This is a genomic window from Sorangium sp. So ce394 (genome assembly GCF_051474665.1).
Taxonomy (GTDB): Bacteria; Myxococcota_A; Polyangia; order Polyangiales; family Polyangiaceae; genus Sorangium; species Sorangium cellulosum_D.
In genome coordinates this window covers 12,617,675-12,635,067 of sequence record NZ_CP150339.1, presented here as the reverse complement: position 1 = coordinate 12,635,067, position 17,393 = coordinate 12,617,675, and the positions used below count along the sequence as shown (strand labels likewise).

General features: G+C 73.0%; 10 protein-coding genes. 7 read left to right on the top strand and 3 right to left on the bottom strand.

Annotated elements, in window-relative coordinates:
* Window positions 1-38 precede the first annotated feature (38 nt).
* Window positions 39-3,038, bottom strand: coding sequence for a trypsin-like serine protease (locus WMF33_RS46645; RefSeq protein ID WP_437334603.1), 3,000 nt, complete (start codon window positions 3,036-3,038; stop codon window positions 39-41).
* A 652-nt stretch (window positions 3,039-3,690) separates the two neighbouring features.
* On the opposite strand from WMF33_RS46645, the gene WMF33_RS46640 reads away from it, so the two are divergent.
* From WMF33_RS46640 to WMF33_RS46620, 5 genes are all read left to right on the top strand, one after another.
* Entirely contained in the window at window positions 3,691-4,782 is a 1,092-nt protein-coding gene (locus tag WMF33_RS46640) for a glycosyl hydrolase family 18 protein (protein WP_437334602.1), read from the top strand.
* 166 nt (window positions 4,783-4,948) lie between these two features.
* Window positions 4,949-5,548 carry a DUF4360 domain-containing protein gene (locus WMF33_RS46635; protein WP_437334601.1) on the top strand — a complete coding sequence of 200 codons (600 nt, stop codon included), beginning with the start codon at window positions 4,949-4,951 and terminating at the stop codon, window positions 5,546-5,548.
* Between the two features lie 314 nt (window positions 5,549-5,862).
* Window positions 5,863-8,613: an AAA family ATPase gene (locus tag WMF33_RS46630; RefSeq protein WP_437334600.1), complete on the top strand. Its 2,751-nt coding sequence runs from the start codon at window positions 5,863-5,865 to the stop codon at window positions 8,611-8,613.
* A 105-nt stretch (window positions 8,614-8,718) separates the two neighbouring features.
* Window positions 8,719-10,974, top strand: a complete 2,256-nt coding sequence (locus WMF33_RS46625) for a protein kinase domain-containing protein (RefSeq protein WP_437334599.1) — start codon at window positions 8,719-8,721, stop codon at window positions 10,972-10,974.
* A gap of 88 nt (window positions 10,975-11,062) precedes the next feature.
* On the top strand, window positions 11,063-12,727 hold the full coding sequence (locus WMF33_RS46620; RefSeq protein ID WP_437334598.1) for an ABC transporter substrate-binding protein: 1,665 nt from the start codon (window positions 11,063-11,065) through the stop codon (window positions 12,725-12,727).
* 114 nt (window positions 12,728-12,841) lie between these two features.
* Here WMF33_RS46620 and WMF33_RS46615 read toward each other — a convergent pair whose 3' ends face one another.
* Window positions 12,842-13,225, bottom strand: a complete 384-nt coding sequence (locus tag WMF33_RS46615) for a nuclear transport factor 2 family protein (RefSeq protein WP_020741633.1) — start codon at window positions 13,223-13,225, stop codon at window positions 12,842-12,844.
* A gap of 107 nt (window positions 13,226-13,332) precedes the next feature.
* A complete protein-coding gene (locus tag WMF33_RS46610) occupies window positions 13,333-16,155 on the bottom strand; it encodes a hypothetical protein (RefSeq protein ID WP_437334597.1) in 2,823 nt (940 codons plus the stop codon).
* A 259-nt stretch (window positions 16,156-16,414) separates the two neighbouring features.
* Between WMF33_RS46610 and WMF33_RS46605 the strand changes: the two genes are divergently transcribed.
* A complete protein-coding gene (locus WMF33_RS46605) occupies window positions 16,415-16,621 on the top strand; it encodes a hypothetical protein (RefSeq protein ID WP_437334596.1) in 207 nt (68 codons plus the stop codon).
* A gap of 66 nt (window positions 16,622-16,687) precedes the next feature.
* The gene (locus WMF33_RS46600; RefSeq protein WP_437334595.1) at window positions 16,688-17,377 is read left to right on the top strand and encodes a sterol desaturase family protein; all 690 of its coding nucleotides are present in this window, start codon (window positions 16,688-16,690) and stop codon (window positions 17,375-17,377) included.
* Window positions 17,378-17,393 lie beyond the last annotated feature (16 nt).

Below are 17,393 nucleotides of genomic sequence, written 5' to 3'. Positions count from 1 at the left end.
CGCGCCGCGAGACTCGCAAGGAGGTCGTATCGCATGGCTCAGAAGACCGTGGGCATCTTGGTGCTCGAGGGCGTGACGAAGTCGGTCATCAGCGACACCTCGGTCGTAGAGATGCTGCTGTCCGGATGCAAGCGGGACACGGCCATGGTGTCCACACCCACGATCGGGGCGCCTTTGAGATAGATCGCCATCTCCTTGAGGCCGGCGAATCCGAGCTCGCCCGCGTTGACGGTGAACCGAGCGAACGCCGCCCGCGATGCCGTATTCCACGGGGAGGTGATGGGGGAGGTCGCGGCCAGGATCAGATCGCCCGCCTCGCCCGGGGCCAGCCAGTACTTCTGAAAGTCGTTCCACCACACAGGGAACTGTGCCAGCGTCTCGACCTCCTTTTGCGGCTGCCACCGCCTCAGCCTGAGGACGCCGCCGACCTTGTCGAGCAGGTAAACGGAGCGGTCTTCCAGGCGGTAGGTCGCGCTGATCACGGCGCCAGGCAGGGTGCTCCCTGGGATCGGGATCTCGGTCCAGAGCTCCGAGTCGACGTCGAACATCCAGGCCGAAGGGTTGGGCTGCGACGCGGGCTGGCCGTCGACGGTCCCGCCGATGACGAGGAGCCGGCGGGTGGTCGCCGAGAGCACGCGCGCCTCGTTGCCGTGCAGCACAGGCGCGTTCAACGGGATGGAGCTGCCCTGGCCAGCGGAATACGAGACGAGCGGCGGTCCGTCGAACTTGGTGCTGAAGACCTGAGCTACGAGCTCGCTTTCATCGGCGCCGTCGAGCGCGACGGCTCTCAGGAGCGTATCGCCGGGGATCTGGTCGCGGAGGAGCCGCCGGAACGGCTCGGCGACGGTGACAAGGTTGACGTCTCCGCTGGCGGCGTCGGCGTAGAGGCTCGTCGCGTCGGCGTTGAGGCCGGACACGAGCGCCAACCCCGTGGGCGTAGCGCGGTAGATCCGGGGCAGGTTGATCACGGGGTCATGGGACTGATACAGGTCGGTATAGCCCAAGGGGCACTCGGGGCAGAAATACTTGTCTTTCAGGTTGATGGCGTCGGGCGGGATGATCGGCCTGCTCGTGGCGACGAGCGAAGCGTTGCCGGAGAAATAGTAGTTGCCGAACTGGATGGCCTGGGTCTGGTTGTACCCGGCCACCGGGGAAAAGCTGGTCAGGTGGCTGAAGAGCACCCCCTGGACGCGGCGGCTATAGGTGGTCGTCTCCACGTGGTTGGCCCCGAGATCGAGGAAGTCCCAGTCGACGGTCCGCTTGATGTGCTCCGGATTGTGGTCGAACGGCAGAGTGTACGAGATGCCGAGGCTCTTTCCGTTCGCCCACCCGTTGTCGGCGGTGCTCGATCCGCTCGCCTTGGTGGAGAGATTGTGCCACTTGGGGTGCGAGGCGAACTCTGCGGACTCTCGTTTGCAGTCGGTCTGCGAGTCGAGATCGCAGGCGAGCCGCCCCGCCAGCGTGTCGGTGTCGTGCTCGCGGCAGTCGCACCACTTCAGTTTGAGTGTCCCGCTCGTGTTATTGGCGCCGACGTTGCCGATTACCGGCTTCAAGTTGATCCGGTTGCGCAACTCCCAGTGGCAGGGCTCCCACACGGGGCACTCGGTCTGGCCGTTCGGCACAGGAGGGATCTCGGCCGCGGGCAGCGAGCCGCCGTCGGTCAGGTCCGCCTTGGTGCAAGGTACGGGGTCGCACGCGTTCGGGCGGAACGTGTCCCTGTACAGCTGCAGATCGGCCGCGAGGGTAGGCGAGTCGGCGCGGATGATGGGCGGCTCGGTCGCCTCGGGATAAGAGACGGCGAGCTCCGCCTCGAAATTGCAGTTCGTCGCCGGCCCTACCCACTGATTGGTCACCTGGGTGGGGCACATGTCGCACGCGTTGCCGAGGCCGTCGCCATCCGCGTCATCGTTGGGATCGGTGGCCTGCTCCGGGTTGGCGATCGTCGGGCAGTTGTCGCAAACGTCGATGATGCCGTCGACGTCCGTGTCGGCCTCGTTGCAAAAGCCGAACCTGTCGCACTCGTCGACGAACCTCGCGCACTCACCGTCGAAGTTGCCCTTCGCGTCGATGATGCTGTTGCCGGCGGGGGTCACCGCGCCGAGCAGGAAGTCTCGCGCTTGGTTGCTGTCGAGCGCGGCGAAGACGTTCTCCATGACCCACGTGCCCGGCCATATCGACCCTAGCGTCTTGCCGCTGACCGCGCCGCACAGGCGGCCTTCGTCGTCGAGGAGAGCTCCGCCGGAGTCCCCGTTGTAGCTCCCGTCGAACTCGTCGCAAATGAAAGGCCAGTTGACCAGCGTCCAGATCGTCTCATCGTAGAAGAGGTCGCCGTAGTCCTCGTGCGAGCGGTCGTACTCCAGCGGATAGCGGCTGTACCTGCGGATGGGAGGGACATCGTCGCAGATGAGCAGATCGTCCGCCCCGCTCCCGAACCCCACGATTGTACCGTCGAAGCTCGAGCCGCACGCGTCCTCGTCCGGGAGGTGGAGAGGCTTCGCCAGCGTGCGCGGGACGCGCGTGTCCAGGCGAAACACGGCGATATCGCGCGACCGCTCGTCGTCGTCGAAGTTATCGTTCGGCACGGTGGACGCGACGAATACCGGGCCCGACACCGCCATGGTGTGCGCGAAGGAGGGCTGGCTGCTCAGGGGGTTCGTGCCCAATTCGACGACGAAGTTCTGATTTTTGGGGTTCCCGTTGTCGTCGATGAAGCAGTGCTTCGCCGATACCACCCAGAGCGGCGTGATCAGCGTCCCGCTGCAGAAGGGTCTGTCCTGCTCCGGGTTCGAACTCGGGACGGTCAGGCTCACGACGTAAGGATACTGGTTACCCGTGTCCGTGATGCCGTTTCCGACGGCGTACGCTGGACTGCTGAAGCACACGCCGAGCACCGCGAGCGTGCCGGCGAGTGAACTATTTCTAAATGCTGCTCTCACTGACTTCGATATTCCCTTCTCGGCAGCGGGGCGCTCCTCCTGCTCTGGTTCCAGACACCCTGCTTCGCAGGTAGAGCCATGCACGATGCGCCGAACTGCCATCGTGGGACGCAGGCGGCCCGTCGCCGGAGATCGTCTCGACGACGCCGGACAGCGACGGGCTGAGCTCTCGGTGGGAGCGATGATGAGTCCGCTTCCTCAACCGTCCGTCGTCAGCAAAAGCCGTGCCGGCCGTGGCTCCCCGGCGGCTTCAGCGGACCTGGCGAACCCGCTCCGGGGGCCGCGTGCCGCGGATGCCGGGAATATCGGCCAATGACGGCGCTTTCCATTGCGCGCGCGGGGCCAGGGCGCTGTCGGCGCCTCGGGGGTGACCGCGGCGCTCTTCGCGCCACGACCGTGACATGTCACGCTTCGACCGTGACATGTCACGCCGCGACCGTGACATGTCGCCGGGCGCGCGACGCCACCGCTCGAGCTCGGAGATGCGGCGCCAGCGCGGTGAACCTGGTTTCGTCCAGGCGGACCCCGCCATGGGGCTTGCACATGGTTCACCCGTTCGTAACCGCATCATCGCGCGGCGGACGAGCGAACGGGCAGAACAAGCCCTGATCAAATAATCTGAAGGGCTGGTCCCCGTCGCGCCATCAAGTCCATGAGCTGCCCGGATCCGGGAGGCGAGCTGTCCTGTGTGCTCTGGGCCGATGTGCGAAAGGGTTCTGCCATGCTGCATAATTCTATCTTCACTGCTACCAGGATGTCTTTTCTCCTTGTCGCCATCGCCACGGGCGGGATCGGATGCCTCGATTCCGGCTCGTCGCAGGGCGAGGCCGATGTAGGGCACAACGAATCTGCCGTGTGCGCTGACTATCCGGAATGGCACGAAGGTCAATGGTACGCGGAGGGCGCCATCGTGAATTACCAGGGGTCGGCCTACATCGCCGAGCACGACAATCCCGGCTATATCCCGACGGTCAGCACGTACTTCTGGGAGCCTTACTCCGCCTGCGCCGACACCCCCGAGCCCGGCGCGGTCGGCCCGCTCCCCGCGAAGGTCGTCGCCGGCTACTACCCCAACTGGACGCCGTCGCCCGTCCGCATCCGCGACATCAACAGCAATTACAACCTCATCTACCTCTTCGCCGCGCATCCCGTGGGAGGGCCGCCCGGCACCACCGGCGCCGTCACCTGGACGCCGCCGGGCGACGACAGGGGAGCGGCGACGCACCTCAAGGAGGACATCCAGTACGCCCGGACGACCCAGGATCGCAGGATCATCCTCTCCATCGGCGGCGCCGGCCAGGGCATGAGCTTCCCGGACCGAGGCAAGTCGCAGACGTTCGTCGACAGCGTGGTCGGCATCTACAACGACCTGGGTGGGTTCGACGGGATCGACTGGAACACCTTCGAGGCCAACCAGAACCCCGACACCGAGGAGATGATCTGGATCAGCCTGGAGCTGAAGCGGCGCTTCCCCGGCTTCATCATCACCGCGCCTCCGGCGCCCTGGAACCAGCGCGACAAGGATTTCTGCAAGGCGATGGTGGACGCCGGCGCCATGGACTACGCCGCCCCGCAGTACTACGACGGCCCCGACCTCGACCAGCAGTCCTACGTCGTGAACAACGTGGACCAGTGGGTCCGGCTGCTCGGTCCCACGCACGTCGTCGTGGGCTTCGGGATCTGGGACGAGCAGCACTACATGTCGATCGACGAGGCGATCCCCACGTGGAACGAGGTCGAGGGCAACCACCCGACGCTCCGCGGGGCGTTCGACTGGCAGATCCACATCGACGAGAGCCAGGGGTGGCCGTTCGCCGACCGCATCGGGCCTCTGGTCACGGACTGAAGCGACGCCGCGCGGCCCCGCGGGGGGAACGCACCGTCGCCGCCGCGACCCGGATGGCGCGCGGTTTGCGATGGGCCGAATTTTCCGGTCACCGTGAGAGGACGTTATGAGTCGATTCCAACTTACCAGCGAGCTTTTGAACCGTCATGTTCGGTCGTGCCTTGCGATGCTGATTTGTTCCTCCCTGTGCGTCGCGTGCGCCGACGCCTCCGACGAAGGCGAGATGGTGGAAGGCCAGCCGGCCGCCCTCGACGGCGGCGACGTGCCCGACCCGAGCCAGGTCTCGATCACGGCAACTGCCTCCGGCTGCGGAACCATGGATACGCAGATCGGGGCCCTCAACACGGAATACGCGCTCACGTTCGACGACGCTCGCGGGGGCCGCGACGACTTTGGCACGTACGACGTCGCTTGCGACGTCGAGTTCGCCTACACGTTTCCAGCGGGCTACACGTTCGATGCGCCGTCCCTGGATGTGTTTGGTGACGTGTATACCGAAGACGCAGCTGTCGTCACGGTTCAAGCAAGCCGATCACTGGCCGGCACGGCCAGCGTCTCCAAGACGTTCGAGAACATCGACACGGACGTCGAAGGGGTGTTCGAGCTGCTCTCCATCCCTGCCGGGGGACAAGCGGGCAGCGCCCCGTGCGGCGCCACCTCGGCGACGGTCAACGTGCAGCTCCGCGCCACGATCGGCGGCACGGGAAGAGCCTCCGTCGAGTTTAACTACATCGATGGGCTGATCCCCTGGCGCCGCTGTCAATGAACCGACCCAGGGCCTGCCGCGTGCGCCGGGTGGAGGCCGAGGTCCGGTACCACGCTCCGGGGGCGCGTAGAGCTCGGGGTGCCTGGCGCGTAGAACCTGGACGAGGGGTCGGCTGAGCGTCTCCGGCGAGCCGCCGACCTCCGTCGTGTCGCATGGGACAGGGCGGCGCGCGCCGGGCACAACCGCGGGCCGGCCCGAGCGGCGCCGCGCGAGCTCGTCCTGGCGGACGCCGGGGCGGGCAAGGGACCTCCGATCCGAAATTTGGCCCTCCCGCCCCCGGCATGCGAACCCGGGGCCTGGAGACCTCTGCAAGGATGACCAGCCCTCGCTCCCACGCCGAGCTCGTCACGCTGCGCAAGCTCGCGCAGGACCTCGCCGCCCAGCGCAAGGAGCGCCTGTCGAGCGTGCACCTCCTCGCCGCCATCGCCCTGAGCGGAGGCCCCGCCGCGGAGCTGCTCCGCGATCGGCGGCTCGACGACGAGGCCCTGCTCAAGGCGAGCCGATCGGTCGACGACGAGGGCCCCGACCCGATCGGCAGGGCCATGGGCGGCGCGCGCGACGTCGCCAAGCGCGCGACGGCCAAGGAGCCCGCGGCGCTCCACCTGCTGCTCGCGCTCCTGTCCGACCGCAGCTCCGCCGCGCACCGGGCCCTCACGCAGTCGGGCGTCGACCTCGCGCGCCTCAGGACCGCCGCGCTCCAGATCGCCCTCGGCGTGGTCCAGGCGCGGCGGACGCCCATCCGGGTGGTCCACGACGGCGGCGCGCCGGAGAAGCCGGCCGCGCCGGCCAAGACGGCGCCCGCGCGCCGCGCCCGCGGCGACGTCGAAGGTCCAGAGCGCACGCCGCGCCCCTCGGCCGAGCTGCGGCCGTCCAAGGCCACCGGCATCGCCGTGCCGGAGCTGCGGCCCTCCAAGGGCGCCGGCGTCGCCGTACCGGAGCTGCGGCCCTCGAAGGCTGCCGGCGTCGCCGTGCCGGAGCCGCGGCCCTCGAAGGGCGCCGGCCCCGGCGTCACCGTGCCGCTGTTCCCGCCGCCGCGCCGGCCCATCGCGGCCCCGAGCGCCGGCGAGGCCCCCCTCCCCGCCGAGCCGACCGCCCTCACGCCCGCGCCCCGGCGCGCCCTCGCGGCGGACGACGCGGCCGCCTCGCCCGTCCCGCCCTCCGTGGTGCGGTCGCTCGCAGGGCTCCCGGCCGCCGCGAGCTCCGTCGCGGCGCGCTTCACCCTCGACCGCGCGCGCTTCCCGGCCCTCGCCTCGCTCGGCCACAACCTCTCGCTCGCCGCGGCCCAGGGCGAGCTCGAGCCGATCGTCGGGCGCGAGCGCGAGATCGAGCAGGCGCTCGACGTCCTCGCCAAGCGCCACGCGAACAACCCCTGCCTCCTCGGCCCGGCGGGCGTGGGGAAGACCTCCGTCGCGCGCGGCATCGCGCACCGGCTCGCGTTCGAGGAGCGGGAGCCGCGCATCGTCGTCGAGCTCGTGCCGTCGGAGCTGCTCGCCGGCACGGGCGCGCGCGGCGCGCTGAGCGAGCGCCTGTCCGCGCTGCGGGCGGAGCTCCGCGAGGCCGGCGGGCGGGTCATCCTGTTCATCGACGGCATGTCGGAGCTCTTCGGCAGCGGCGCGCTCGACGAGGCGATGGCCGAGCTCAAGCTCGCGCTCGCCCGCGGCGAGCTCACCCTGATCGGCACCGCCACGCCCGAGGAGTACCGGAAGAGCATCGAGGTCGACCCGGCGCTCGCGCGGCGCTTCACCGTCGTCGAGATCGACGAGCCCGAGGAGGACGAGGCGTTCCTGCTGCTCCAGAGCGTCGCCGTCGGGCTCGGCGCGCACCACGGCCTCGCGTTCACCGACGAGGCGCTCGCCTCGGCCGTCGCCTGGTCGGTGCGCTACCTGCCCGGCCGCGCGCTGCCCGACAAGGCGCTCTCGATCCTCGACCTCGCGGGCGCCCGCACGCGCCGGCGCGCGCGCCCGCCCGAGAGCGCCCGCGCCGAGCTCCGCGACCCCGCGCGGCAGGTCGGGCCCGCCGAGGTCGCCGAGGTGGTCGCCGAGCTCGCCGACCTCCCGGTCGAGCGGCTGCTCGAGACCGACCGCGAGCGGATGCTCGCGCTGGAGACGCTGCTCGCCGACCGCGTCGTCGGCCACGGCGAGGCGCTCGCGCGCATCGCCCGGGTGCTGCGCCGGAACGCGGCCGGCCTGCGCGCGCGCCGGCCGATCGGCTCGTTCCTCCTGCTCGGCCCGACCGGCGTGGGCAAGACCGAGACGGCGAAGGCGATCGCCGAGGCGCTGTTCCACTCGCCGGACGCCATGACGCGGCTCGACTTCTCCGAGTACGCCGAGTCGCACGCGGTCGCGCGCCTGGTCGGCGCGCCGCCCGGCTACGTCGGCCACGAGGCGGGCGGCCAGCTCACCGAGGCGGTGCGGCGGCGGCCGTACCAGGTGGTGCTGCTCGACGAGATCGAGAAGGCGCACCGCGACGTGCTCGAGGCGTTCCTGCAGGTCTTCGACGAGGGCCGCCTGACCGACGGCCGAGGCCGGCGCGTCGACTTCACGAACACCGTCCTCGTGATGACCTCGAACCTCGGCGCGGCCGAGGCCGGCGCGCTCCGGTCCGAGCGCGCCGTCGGCTTCGCGCGCGCCTCCGGGGCCGTGTCGCCCGAGCGCCTCGGCGAGGCGATGCTCTCCGCCGCCCGCGCCGCGCTCCCGCCCGAGCTCTACAACCGCATCGACGAGGTCCTCTGCTTCTCGCCGCTCACGCGGGCGGACGTCGCCGAGATCACGCGCCGCCTGCTGGGCGGCCTGGAGCGCGAGCTCGAGGCGCGCGGCGTGGAGCTCGAGGTCGAGCCGGCGGCGATCGACGCGCTGCTCGACGCCGGCGGGTTCGACCCCGAGCTCGGCGCCCGGCCGATGAAGCGCACGATCGCGCGGCTCATCGAGGCGCCGCTGGCCGAGCTCATCCTGCGCGGCCAGCTGGAGGAGGGGTCCGCGGCGCTCATCGGCGTCGAGCAGGGCGAGATCGTGGTGGACGCGATCGCGCGGGCCGGCGAGCGGCGCTACGCCGCGTGCTCGAGCTGAAGCAGAGATCCGGCGGAGATCCGCGCGTCGAGGCGCCGCGCGGAGCACGCTCCGCGCGCGCGAAAGGGTCTCCTCCGGCCGATCGCTCGTGTAAGCTGCCCGTCAATGAGCAGCGCGGGAGGCGGCCCTCACCGACCGGGCTCGCTGCGGGGGATCCCGGGACCCGGTGAGATCGTCGGGGGCAAGTACCGCATCGAGCACGTCATCGGCCAGGGAGGCATGGGGGTCGTCGTCGCGGCGCGCCACACCACCCTGAAGCGGCGCGTGGCGCTGAAGTTCCTGCTCCCCGAGGAGAACCGCGACGCGCAGGACGTGACGCGCTTCCTCCGCGAGGCGCAGGCGGCGGCCGCCATCACGAGCCAGCACGTCGCCCACGTCATCGACGTCGGCACGACCGAGGCGGGCGTGCCGTACTTCGTCATGGAGCTCCTCCGCGGGATCAACCTCGCCGAGCTCATCGAGCAGCGCGGGCCGCTCTCGATCGAGGACGCCGTGGGCTACGTCCTCGAGGTGTGCGAGGCGATCGCCGAGGCGCACGCGCTCGGGATCGTCCACCGCGATCTGAAGCCGAGCAACATCTTCCTCGCCGAGCGGGAGGACGGCTCGAGCCAGATCAAGGTGATCGACTTCGGTATCTCGAAGACCCTGGACGCGGGCGCGCTCGGCGCGGACAGCAAGCTGACCGCGACGCGGATGATCCTCGGCTCTCCGCCGTACATGTCGCCCGAGCACGTCCGCAGCGCGCGGAACGTCGACACCCGGACCGACATCTGGGCCATCGGCGTGATCCTCTACGAGATGCTCACGGCCAGGCGGCCGTTCGAGGCCGAGGCGGCGTCCGCGATCTTCGCGAGCATCGTGGCCGATCCGCCCGCGCCGCCGCGCCGCCACCGCGCGGACATCCCGGACGAGCTGGAGCGCGTCATCCTGAGCTGCCTGGAGAAGCGCCCGTACCTGCGCCCTCAGACCGTCGCCGATCTCGCGCGGTCGCTCGCGCCCCTCGCGCCGGAGCGCGCCCGCGCGCCCCTGGAGCGGATCCTCTGCAGCGGCCCGGGCGTCCCGACCGCCCGGACGGCGCCCGCCGGAGCCCACGAGCCCGTCAACGTCGAGGGCCCCACGCTCACGATGGAGCTCGCCGAGCCACGGGGCGCGGCGTCCAGGAGCACCCCGCCCGCGGCGCCGCTGCCGGAGCCGCGGGCCGAGCCGGCGCGCGACGCGGCGGAGCCGGACCCGCCGCGGGGGGCCGCCGCGGGGGGCGCGCCGGCGCGGCGGTACGCGACGACGGTGAGCACGGCGAAGCTCTGGGAGAGCGCGACGCCAGCGCGGCGCGCGCCCGAGGACCGCGGCGGCGACGAGGACCGGGCGAGCGCGACGACGCGGAGCCGGCGCCCGTCCATGGGCGCGCGCCGCGCCCTCCTCGGGGCCGCCGCCGTCGCGCTCGCGGGGCTCGGCGTCCTCGCGCTCCGGAGGTCGGGGGAGCGCGAGCCGAACCCGAGGAGCGAGCCGCACCACCGGGAGCAGCAGCGCCAGCTCGTCAGCGAGGCGTGCAAGCAGAGCCGCGTACGCCTCCAGAGCGGCGCGGCGCTCGGCCCCCTGGAGGGCGTCGGCTGGGAGGTCGATCTCTGGCTCGCCCGCGGCGGCGGCGAGCCGGGCGCCGAGGAGCGCCCCTCGCCGGACGGCGCTGCAGAGGCGCCGTCGCGCTCGCGCGCCAGCGACGCCGCCCCGGCGCTCGGCGCGGACGCCCCGCCGCTCTCCGCCGCGTCCCTTGGCGACATCACGGCCGGCCGGCGGCTCACGCCCGCGCTCGACGCGGCGCTGAGCCGCGTGACCGATGGAACCGTCACGGTCAAGGAGGGCAGCCCCTCGAGCTCCCGCGCCTTCAGCCACATCACCGTGACCTTCGGCGACGGCTATGGCCGCGCCTTCTTCGACGCGCAGGTCCGGCCCAGGTTCATCGCCGTCGCCGAGCGCCTCTACCAGGCCGCCGGCGCGGAGCTCGGCGCGCTCTACGCCCGCTGCGCCGCGCTCGAGGTGGCGGACCTGGGCGTCTGGTTCCGCGGCCGCGACGCGAGCGGCGCCGCCGCCGCGCTGCTCTATCACATGGAGATCCGCGCAGAGCCGGCGCCGTCGGCGTTCGCCGCCCTCGCCCCGCTGCGGGTCCGCGCGCTCCGGGCCAGGGTGAGCGGCGCCGGGCTCGACGACAAGGCGCTCCAGGACCTCCTCGATCGGCTGGGCGCCGACGTCGCGCCGTCGCAGACGGGCACCGCCGTGACGTTCCCGGCCGAGGCGCCGCTCCGCGCGAGGATCGTCAGCCGCGAGCTCTCGGATGCGCTCACCGCCGCCGAGCGCCGCGCGCCCTGAGCTCCCGCGCCCGCGGCCTGCGCCGCCCGCGTCGAGGCCTCGCCCGGTGAGCCGGTACCCTCGACCGGGCTCGTGTATCATGCCGCGCATGGGGGAGCTCACGCGCGCAGGAGAGGAGCGGGGACGCGCGTCCTTCGGGCAGCGCGCCGGGCTCCTGTCCAGGGTCGCGCTGCGCGTCGGCGTGCTCTTCGTCGCCTTCCCGCTCGTCGTCGCCGGGGCGGCGTACCACCAGGCGCGGCAGGAGGAGGCGGCCGCGCTGGCGCGGCACGGGGACGCCATCGCCGACCTCCTCAACTACAGCGCGCGGGCGCTCCTGGAGCAGGGGGCGCCGCACGCGATGCAGCGCGTGCTGGCGAACTGCGCGCTCGTCACCAGCGTGCGCCGGGTGCGCCTCACCGACCTCTCCGGCAACATCCTCGCGAGCAGCTATCGTCCCGAGGTCGGGACGTCGAGCGCCTCTCCGCTGCTGCGCAGCTTCCTCGACGAGGGCGCCAGCCGGCCGATGGTCCAGCTGCTGGACGAGCGGAGCGAGCTGACGATCGTCCGGCCCATGTACCATAGCCCGGCGGGGGGCATCACCGCCCAGCACGTGGTCGGGGCCATCGAGCTCGTCATGCAGCGGCGGGACGTCGACGCGATCGCGACCGCCGCCGCGCTCCGGATGCTCGCGATCGCCGGCGCCGCGTCGCTCGGCCTGTTCGCGGCCGTGCTCCTCGTGCTGCGCGCCACGCTCGCGCGCCGCGCGAGCGCGCTCCTCGCCCCGGCGCGCTCGCGCGGCGGGGACAGCCTCCGGCGCCTCGCCTGCCTCGCCCTGCTCGCGCTCCTCGCGGCGGCGTGCAGCGAGCCTGCGCCCGCGCCGCTCCGCGTGGGGCTGCTCGTCTGGGTGGGATACTCGCCGCTCTACATCGCGGCCGAGCACAAGATGAACGCGCCCGTCGAGGCGGAGATCATCACCTTCAGCACCGGCGTGGACATGGAGCGCGCGTTCATCGACGGGAAGCTCGACATCGTCGCATCGACCTTGTTCGGCGCCCTCCGGCTGGCAGACCAGGGGATCGATCTGCAGACCGTCATGGCGCTCGACACCTCGGACGGCGCCGACGGCATCGTCGCCCGCGACGGGATCGCGAGCATGCGCGACCTGAAGGGCAAGCGCGTGGCGGCCGACCTGGCCACCATCAGCCATCTCGTGCTGATCCGGGCGCTCGACAGGTCGGGGATGTCGACGTCCGACGTCGAGATCGTCAACCTCACGCTCGAGCAGACCACCGACGCGCTCCGGACGGGGAACGTCGACGCCGCCGTCAGCTGGGAGCCCTTCCTTTCCCAGGCCGTCGCCGACGGGGCCAAAAAGATCTTCTCGAGCGCCGAGCTCCCGAACGAGATCACGGACGTGCTCCTCATGACCCGGGAGGCCACCGCGCGGCGCGGACGGGACACTGTCGCATTTCTGCGCGGATGGGACCGAGCGCTCGAGTTCTGGCGGGCCCGGCCCACGGAGGCGCTCGGCCTCATGGCGCGAGCCCAGGGGATGAAGGTCGATGAGTTCGAGAGCAGCATGACCGGCCTGAGCCTCCTCGACCTCGCGCGCAATCGGCAGCTCTTCGACCGATCCGCCGGGGGGCCGTCGCTCTGGGCCGCCTACGACGCGACGGCCCAGGCGATGAACAAGGCGAGGATGCTCGAGAACACCCCGGCTCCCGCGGAGGCGCGGCTGAACCCGGGGCTCGTCGCCGCCGCGCTCCAGAAGTGACGCCCTGGCGCCGCGCCCAGCGGTTCGATCCCGGCGGCGAGCCGGGCGGCCGCGGCCCGCGATCGCCCCCGCGCGCCATGGCATTCCGCGGCGCGCTCCCGCGGAAGCGAGGCGTTATGCCGCGCGCCCCAGCTGGAGCCCGAGCGCCCTCGGATCGAAGTACGCCTTGAACCGCTTGATGAGGCCGGCCGGGTGCTCGATGACGCTCACGCCCTCGTACGAGAACACCGCTCCATGGGCCAGCGTTCCGTGGCTCTTCCACTCGAGGAGAGAGGCCCTGTCGGACTCGGCGATGCACCGGAACTCGGATCGCACCTCGCCAAAGGTGTGGCGGTAGCCGCGCCAGAACTCGCGGGCTCCCTCCGGGCCGTGGAGCGGCCTCGAGATCGTCGGATTGCTGAGCTCGGCGTCGGGCGCGAACAGCCGCGCCATGGGCTCGACGTCGCCGCTCTCTTCGAGTCGGCGCAGGGCTTCGATGAATGCGCTCGCCTTGGACATGATGCCTCCTGCAGCGCGGGCGCTTGCAAGGGGCGGACCTCGGTCCGCTCGACGAGCGGCGACGCTGCCTCGATCGCCCGCTACGGCGGCGCTGCCTCGATCGCCCGCTACGGCGGCCCCGCCTCGATCGCCCGCCGGTACCGCTCCCGCCGGTGCGGCTCGCGCAGGATCTCGTAGGCCTCGTCGAGCACCTCGATGACCAGCCGCACGTCGTCGAGCAGGTCCACGGTCGCGGCGGTCAGCAGGGTCGACGGCTCGAACGCCTTCCGGAGCGCGAGGTACGCGCGGCGGATCTCGTAGTTCGTCGCGTCGCGCGGGATGCCCAGGATCGAGAAGTAGTCCCCGTCCTCCACCAGCGCGAGCCGCGCCCGGACGCGCTGCCGGATCGCCTCCTCGTCGAGCGGATCCTCGACCGGCGGGGGCGGCGCCTCGGTGATCGACGGCGGGATGAGGACGTCGAGCACCTCCAGGCAGACGAGCGCGTAGAGCACGCTGGCGTTCTCGGGCTCCGCCGCGTTCACGAGCTCGCCGACGCTCCGGCCGCGCGCGGTGCGCACGAGCTCCTCCTCCTCGCGCCGGAGCGCGCACTCGCCGAGCAGGTTGCGCCGGGCCCCGTCGTCGAGGCGCGCGCCGGGGCCGCCCAGGCGGCGCAGGGCGACCTCGGGGGCGATCACGCGGCGGATCGTCTCGACGAAGACCTCGGCGCCGGTCGCGCCGCCGAAGACGTTGGGCTCGGCCTTGAGGCGGCCCGGCGGCTCGGCCTCCAGATCGCACGTGCCGGCCTCGACGAGCACGACGTGGCCGATGACCCACTCGGCGTGCGCGCGCAGGACCGGCCAGAGGTCGTCCTGGCCGAGGTGGCCGTGCGCGATGAGCGCCGCGCCGGCGTGCCGGCCCGACGCGGGGAGCTTGCCCGCGAGCCGCGCGGCGACCTCGCGCTCGAGGTCGCCGCGCCCGACCAGGAACGCGAGCAGCGTCTCCTCCGGGACGCTCGAGCCGGCCGTGACGAGATCGCCCTCGTGCAGGACGATCCGCCGCGCGCCCTCCTCGGTCGCGATCGCGAGGGAGCCGGAGGCGCGGCTGCCCACCGCGCGGGCGAGCGCGCGCGGCGCGTCGCCCGGGCCGAGCACCGTGGTCGAGGAGGCGTCGCTCGAGATCGGCGCCTCCTCGACGATCTGCGGCGGCGGCGCGTGGCCGAGCGCGCCCGTGCTGACCGTGGCGGGCCCGGAGGGCACGGGCGGCATCGGCGGCGAGGGCGCGGGCGGCATCGGCGGCGAGGGCGCCGGCCCGCGGAAGGCCGCGCCGGAGATCGCCACGGAGGGCGGCGCCGGCAGCGGCATGCGGCCGAGCGCGCCCGGCGTGCTCGGCGGGATCGGCGGCAGGAGGCCGCGCCCGAGCGTCCCCGCGCCCAGCGTGGCGGGCCCGCCCGGGGGCGTCGGCGCGCGCGCCCCCGCGGCGGAGCGGACCTGCGCGGGCGGCAGCGGCTCGGGCTCGGCCCCGCCGCCCGGCGGCAGCAGCGCGGTCCTCACCTCGACCGAGGGCGGCGACACGAACGCGACGCCCGGCGGGGGCGGCGGCGGCGGGGGCGGCGGCGGAAAGCCGGGCGCGCGCGGGTCGCGGGCGCCGCGCGACCGGGTCGGCGGCGGCTCGGTGTAACGCTGGCGCACGCTCGGCTCGAGGCGCGCCGACGGGGCGCGCCAGTCGAGGTCCTCGCCGCGCGCGGCGGACGGCAGCGCGCGGTCCCACGCGGGCTCCTCGCGCGGCGCGGGCGAAGGCGCGGGCGAGCGCTCCCACGGGGACTCCGTGCGCGGCGGCGGCGACCCGAAGCCGTGGGGCCGGCCCGCCTCGCGCGGGGTCGGCGGCGCGGCGTCGCGCCCGCCGCTCCTGCGGGCCGGGGCGCCGTGGTCGCGCTCTTCCCTGCCCGGCAGGTCGATCGAGAGCGCCGCGAGCTCGAGCCCGGCGCGCTTCGTCGCGAACGGCGCGTCGAGCGACGGATCGGCGTGGAGCTCGCCGTCGCTCTCGTCCTCGCCCGGCTCGGCGAGCTCGGCGAGGAAGTCGCCGGGCCCGGTGTGCTCGGCGCGCGTGGCCGGCGGGTGCAGCGCGGCCGCGGCGCCGTGCGGATCGGAGCTGGTCCTCGGCTGCGACGCCGCGCCGGCGCCGAGCGGCGCCTGGCCCGCGCTCGCGCCGGTGTGCTGCTCGTCCTCCTCCGGATCGAGCGGCTCGTCGAGCGCCGAGAGCAGCTCCGGCGACAGCATCAGGTCGACGTCCTCCTCGGCCGCCGGGATGCTCGACGGGTGCGCCTTCGCCGTGACCCGCTGCTCGGCGGCGACGAGGATCTCCTCGAGCTCCGGGCTGATCCGCGCCGGCAGCAGCCGCGGGCCGACCGCGTCGCCGTCCTCCGGCGGCGGCAGCACCGAGCCGACGTCGAGGGGGTCGAGATCGCTGGCGAAGTCCGGGTTCGACGGGACCTCGCTGTCGACCGGGCTCGAGTAGCCCGACGGCATCCGCGCCGCGGCGGCATGATCCCCGCGGAAGCGCCCCGGCTCCGCGACCGCGCTCACGTGCGCGGCGAGCTCGGCGATGTCGACCGGACGCTCGAACACCTGCCCGAACAGCTGCGGATCGAGCTCGGCGGAGCGGACCGGATCGCCCACGAGGAGCACGGACGCGGCGACGCCGCCCGCCCGGAGGTAGAGGCGCTCGAGCGCCTCGATCGCGCCGGGCTCGTCGATGTCGACGATCACGACGCGCGGCGCGTCGCTCGCGAGGCGCGCCTCGAGCGCGTCGATCGGCGCCGCGATCACCTCGAAGCCCCGGGCCCGCAGCGCCGCGCCGATCGCCGCCCCTTCCGCCGAGGCGTCGGCCAGGAGGATGGCGCCCGCGCGCAGGCGCGCCTGCACGGCTTCGTGGTCGTCGCGGAGCTCGGACACGGCGGTCATCTCGTGGCGGCGGCCCAGCGGAGCAGCACCCAGGCCCCCGTATCGCCTGGACTCTCAACGGTCGCAGGCGGGCTGTCAAACGGGTTCGCGGCGCCTCGGGTGTTCCCGCCGCGCAGCGGCTCTTCCGCCGCAGATCGCCGGCGCGTGAGCGGGCGCTCGCGGCGCGTGGGCGGGCGCTCGCGGCGCGTGGCGCGCCCCGCCGAGCGCCGCGCGGGCCCCGCGGCGCGCGCAGCGTGGTAGACCTCGCCACATGGTGCTCGGCGCTTCCCCGAACGAGATCGCCCTGACGGCCTTCCTGCTCATCGTGGTGCTGCTCGCCGCGAAGATCGGCCGCATCGGCGAGGCCATCGGCGGGCTGTTCGAGCGGAACGCGCCCGCGGCGGACGGAGACGCGCCCGAGGACGGCGCGGAGCGTGCGGATCGTGCGGATCGTCAGGAAGAGCGCCAGGAAAGCTGAGCGCGCCACCGCGCCGGCGCCCCCGCCCGCGCTTGCGTTCTGTTTTTTTGAAATTCATAGTCTTCGATGGCTGTGAACGAGCCGGCTCCGCCGCGGCGGCCGCGGCCGCCGCGGCGCGCGGCGATCGCGGCGCGGATCCCGCGCGGGTACTCCCCGGCGCTCCACCTCGCGGCGCCCACGGCGCTCGGCGCGCTCGTGCTCGCGGCGGCGGTGTGGCTCCTCGACGCCGTCGAGGCCGTCGAGCTCCTCGCGGTGCCGGCGACGCTGCTGCTCGCCTTCGCCTTCGAGTGGTGGGCGCACCGGTCGGTGCTGCACCGCCGGGCGCCGCTGCTCGGCGTGCTCTGCGAGCGGCACGAGCGCGAGCACCACCTCGCCTTCACCGCCGACGACATGGCGCTGCGGAGCGCCCGCGAGCTCTGGCTGGTGCTGACGCCGCCCTACTCGGCGCTCCTGCTCCTCGCCCTGCTGCTGCCGCTCGCCGCGGGCGCGGCGCTCCTGTTCTCGCGCGACGCGGCGCTGCTCGGGCTCGCGACGGCGATGGCGTTCTTCGTCGGCTACGAGTGGCTGCACCTCGCGTATCACCTGCCGGCGGAGAGCCCGGTGTACCGCGTCCCGGGGCTCGCGCGGCTCCGCGAGCACCACCGGCGGCACCACGACCCGCGGCTCATGAAGCGCTGGAATTTCAACGTGACCGTGCCCGTGTTCGACATCGTCCACGGGACGCGCTGGTCTCCGCCGCCGCGCACCGGGGCGTAGGCGCCGCGCGCGGGGC

What these genes read in the sequence shown, in the direction of transcription:
- WMF33_RS46645 (WP_437334603.1), bottom strand. Translation starts at nt 3,038, where the DNA reads ATGGCAGTTCGGCGCATCGTGCATGGCTCTACCTGCGAAGCAGGGTGT.
- WMF33_RS46640 (WP_437334602.1), top strand. Translation starts at nt 3,691, where the DNA reads ATGTCTTTTCTCCTTGTCGCCATCGCCACGGGCGGGATCGGATGCCTC.
- WMF33_RS46635 (WP_437334601.1), top strand. Translation starts at nt 4,949, where the DNA reads ATGCTGATTTGTTCCTCCCTGTGCGTCGCGTGCGCCGACGCCTCCGAC.
- WMF33_RS46630 (WP_437334600.1), top strand. Translation starts at nt 5,863, where the DNA reads ATGACCAGCCCTCGCTCCCACGCCGAGCTCGTCACGCTGCGCAAGCTC.
- WMF33_RS46625 (WP_437334599.1), top strand. Translation starts at nt 8,719, where the DNA reads ATGAGCAGCGCGGGAGGCGGCCCTCACCGACCGGGCTCGCTGCGGGGG.
- WMF33_RS46620 (WP_437334598.1), top strand. Translation starts at nt 11,063, where the DNA reads ATGGGGGAGCTCACGCGCGCAGGAGAGGAGCGGGGACGCGCGTCCTTC.
- WMF33_RS46615 (WP_020741633.1), bottom strand. Translation starts at nt 13,225, where the DNA reads ATGTCCAAGGCGAGCGCATTCATCGAAGCCCTGCGCCGACTCGAAGAG.
- WMF33_RS46605 (WP_437334596.1), top strand. Translation starts at nt 16,415, where the DNA reads ATGGTGCTCGGCGCTTCCCCGAACGAGATCGCCCTGACGGCCTTCCTG.
- WMF33_RS46600 (WP_437334595.1), top strand. Translation starts at nt 16,688, where the DNA reads ATGGCTGTGAACGAGCCGGCTCCGCCGCGGCGGCCGCGGCCGCCGCGG.